The sequence below is a fragment of the Gammaproteobacteria bacterium genome (assembly GCA_022340215.1).
In the GTDB taxonomy this organism is placed as follows: domain Bacteria; phylum Pseudomonadota; class Gammaproteobacteria; order JAJDOJ01; family JAJDOJ01; genus JAJDOJ01.
In genome coordinates this window covers 1-3,985 of record JAJDOJ010000051.1, presented here as the reverse complement: position 1 = coordinate 3,985, position 3,985 = coordinate 1, and the positions used below count along the sequence as shown (strand labels likewise).

General features: G+C 60.2%; 1 protein-coding gene and 1 pseudogene. Both read right to left on the bottom strand.

Annotated features, from left to right (window positions below; genetic code table 11):
* Positions 1-2,815, bottom strand: a 2,815-nt coding sequence (locus tag LJE91_03720; protein ID MCG6867848.1) for a 2-oxoacid:acceptor oxidoreductase family protein, incomplete at its 3' end; no start/stop codon positions are given.
* Positions 2,816-3,272: 457 nt separating this feature from the next.
* Positions 3,273-3,437 (bottom strand): annotated as a pseudogene (locus LJE91_03715) (transposase).
* Between the last annotated feature and the right edge of the window lie 548 nt (positions 3,438-3,985).

Sequence of the window (3,985 nt, the reverse complement as noted above, 5' to 3'; positions counted from 1 at the left end):
CCATCGCATCGAAGAAAGGCCTCGTCTTCACCACCGGATACACGGCGAGCGCCTCTATCATCTTCTCAAAGCTACGCTTGAGCGTGGCATTCTCGGTGTCGATCCGGGCGACCGCCTCCGCGGCGATGTCCTTGAATGACTTCGGATCTTTGCTCGGCAGCTTCCGGTAAGCATCACGAATCGTCTCCGTCAACGCAAAGACGTGACTCGACATGAGCTGCTTCTGCTGCTCGGTTACGCCCAGTGCGGATATGGCGGTCAGTAAGAGATCGTGGATCTCGTGCACCGTATTCGGTATTGCCCCATCGGGACAGACCTCCGCACACTCCATGCAACCGGTACAGAGATGGGGGATGTACTTGGGCACCTGGAGCCGGAACAGGCCCTTGTCCTTCCAGCCGCCACTCGCCCCTGGCATAAACAGACCGGTCCCGGGCATCACCGGTGCTTCTCCAATGGTTCCGTCCTTGAAGCGGTCCGCGAAAATCTCGTCGTAATAGTCCTGATCGAATATCCCGTTGGCGACCGCGCTGCCAGTGCGCTTCGCCATGGAGGCGGATATGGCAACGTCCGGCCCGGTCGGCACCTGCACGAGCTGTTCCGCCGCCTTGAATGCCGGGTCGTTATAGTCCACCTCCAGCGTCGCCTCGAGCCCCTCCCTGATCACGGACATGTTGCTTTCGACGACGTCAGCCCCCTTGGCGCCGAACTTCTTCGTTACCTGTTGCTGAATCAGGTCCAGGATCGCCTCGCGCGATGCACCCGCGGCAATCCGGTCCACATACCCACAGACGGCACCGATGAATGCGATGCCCATCATCCTGATCTCCAGATCCGGCGCGGGCGCATGCTTCTTGGCCACACCGAAGGCATCGACAACGTAGAGGTGAATCCCCTTCTCGCGAATCGTCTTGCGCGCGTGGGCGGGCAGTTCCTTCCACACCTCCAGCGGGGTGCGATGAGACTGCATGATCAAGATGCCGTCCGCGCCCAGCCCGCGCAGCGGGTTGGTATGGCTGAAGACCTTGTGGTCGGGGGAGACAACGATCTCGACGTCTTCCAACTCCGCATTGGTGAGCCTGATCGGCTCCGGACTCAACGAGATGTAGAAGTTCGTCGGCGCGCCACTCTTCTCAGAGCCGTATTTCGGCGCGGACTTGGAGTGCATGCCGGTTACGCCCGCGAGAATGTCCGTCAACAGCTTCCCCGTGGCAATGGTTCCGTATCCACCCACCGAGTGAAAGCGGATGCGCATGGAGCCGGGCGGGAGCAGAGAGGGGTTCTCCTCCGTCTCGAAGGCCATGAACTCAGTTTCTGGGTAGGCCTCTCGCAACCTATCCTGCAACGCGGCAATACGTGGCGAGGGATTCTTCGCGAAGAACTGCGAGCCCAGATAGAAGAACGGCACGCTGAGAGGGTTTTCCATGTTCTTGAAGGCGGCAATCAGATGTCTGGGCTGCAGATCGTGCGCCCCCAGACCGAAGACGCCAGTGCTGATCTTCGGCAGGCTGGTGATCGGTGGGATCCCCTGATGTCGGATCAGGTCTCCGTTCTCTCGTGCCTTGCACAACGCTTGCGTCACCAGATTCGTGAGCGCCGTGGCATCGGAGCGTTCGAGGATCGTGACAGCCTTCTTGCCTTCGAGCGCCGAGACCAGGTCCCCTTCCGGAAACGGCTGGAGCAGCTTGATCGACACCACCCCCACCTTCTTGCCTTGGTCACGCAGGTACATCGCGACCGCCTCGGCGTCATCGGTAACCGAGCCCAGGCCGACGATGACATGCTCGGCGTCCTCGGTGAGGAAGGTCTGCACAGGGCGATAGAAGCGTCCGGTCAGCTCCCCGTACTCCGTCATCGCCTGCCTGACAAAGCCTGACACGTCGTTGGCAAAATGCGTCCTGTGGTCGACCGAGCCGGCCTGGAAGTCCGGCTGGTTCTGCACGCCACCGGTCAGTCCCGGGTTGTTCACGTCTACCAGGGCGGGAACCCGCTGGCGCGTCCCCTTTTCATAGGCACCGAGCCACTGCCGGCGCCACTGGCCGTGCAGCTCTAGCGGAATCCATTCCAAGGTCTCGCCAATCATCGTCCCTTCGTTATCGGGCTCGATATCCTCACCCCGGCTCTGCAGAAAAGACCGTACTTGCGTCAGGTCAGCCTGCGGCATGTCCCCTTGACGGCGGTTCAGGTACTGCTGTAACTGAAAGACGCGCCCCTTGGCGCCAAAGAGCATCTCCTGCGCAACGGTTGGCGCCTTGATTCGGCTGGCCGGATCTCCCAGGAATTCCTTTAACAGCTCCGGCTCTGGCATCAGAGCCTCACTTTGCATGTGGCTTGTCGCAAAACCATCCATGGCGTTTGCTACCGGGATCAGCGAGAGGGCGCTGACCTTGTATGCGATGGCAGCCAGGTCGGCGGCCTCCTGCTGATTGCTGCCGAACAGGACGGTATAGCCGGAGGGTAGTAGTGCGTAGACGTCGTCGTGCCCGGCCATCACGTTCAAGGAATGCCTGGAGACAACGCGCGCGGCGACATGCAACACGAAACCGCCGACCTTCTTGCCCACGGTCACGTAGTGGGATTCCAATCCGTATAGAATCCCCTGGCTGGAGGAGGCGTTAGAGATATACCGGCCGCCGGTGAGCGCCGCTCCCATCGCGCCGCTCTGCGCCGAATGCTCACCTTCCGGTTCGAAGAAAAACGGATGTTTCCCCCAGACATTGCACCCGCCCTTGGCGCGGAAGGCCTCGAAGAGCTCCGAGATCTCGGTGGAGGGTGTAATCGGATACCCAATCACACCGCCGCACACGTGACCCATCACATGGGCGATGGCGCCATTGCCGTGAATGACCGTCTCAATACCGGGGTACTTATACCGTTCGCGGTCTGCCTTGCTGTCCTTGACCGACTCCTGGGAACTCGTCGTGCTCGACAATACCTCAACCTGGTCCTTGGACAGGCCCTTGACTTGAGACTGATGCATCATTTTCTTTCCTCGCCGTGCTCAAACAGCCGGTCGGTTTCCAAGCATTATTAAGGATAATTTATGGATCGGGGATTCCGCAGTTTTCCACGCTCACACCAAATTGTCTCACATGACAAAGCACCGAGCTATGGGAACGAACGCTGCCGATCCGTCAGTATAAACCTCTTTTCGGCGGCCGGCAGTCCCTCCTCATCCGTGTCGGCACCTGCGGTCGGCGATCGCTCCGACCGCCAATCGCCTTTGAGTGGCGTCACGGTGCCCGAATCCACCCCGGCGACGGGTTCGCCGGCGCGCGGTGTTGGCTGTTCGGTGCAAACACCTCGTGGAAACGAGTCAGGTTGACCCGCGGTTTGGGCACCAAAGCCGCCAACCGGGCGATGAAATCGAGCGGCTCAAAGATAACATGTGTGGCGCCGTCACGATACGGGGTCTTCAGCTGGTAGCGGACATTCCCGTTCGGGGTGAGCGGCGCACTTTTCGGCGTACGCCGGCGACCAGGCCAACCGCCACCATTGCCGCGCCGCTGCTAACCTTCCTTTATCTTCCACGCCTGCTCACCATTTGGCCGGCCCCGCCTTGCCGAGGCAGTCGACCGCAAGGATGCGGTCGTCGAGCTACCAGGGAAGTACTGACTGTGTGCCTCGTCAAGGTGGGCCGGTCGAACGCTGACCCGGAAAGGCAGCAGACTGCTCCTATGCATGGCGCAAGCGGGTCGAACCTTCCGTAATAGCGGCGGAGCGGCACGACTCGCTCGCACAGCGGTTCCGCAGCCCCCGGCATCGGAGGTCTGCATCTCCCTTGTGCAATTGGGCACGGTCCGCTTGCAGCAGGTAGAGAACAGGGGCGATTCGCTATTATGGGTCCTCAAACCAATGCGATCGATAACAAGACCCAGTGATAGCGAAGCTGTCATCAGGCACCAAATAAGTAAAACCCAATAAAGGTCTGCTAAAGATGGAGTTAACCCATCAGTATCTCCAACCACAGCTCCAAATCATCCTT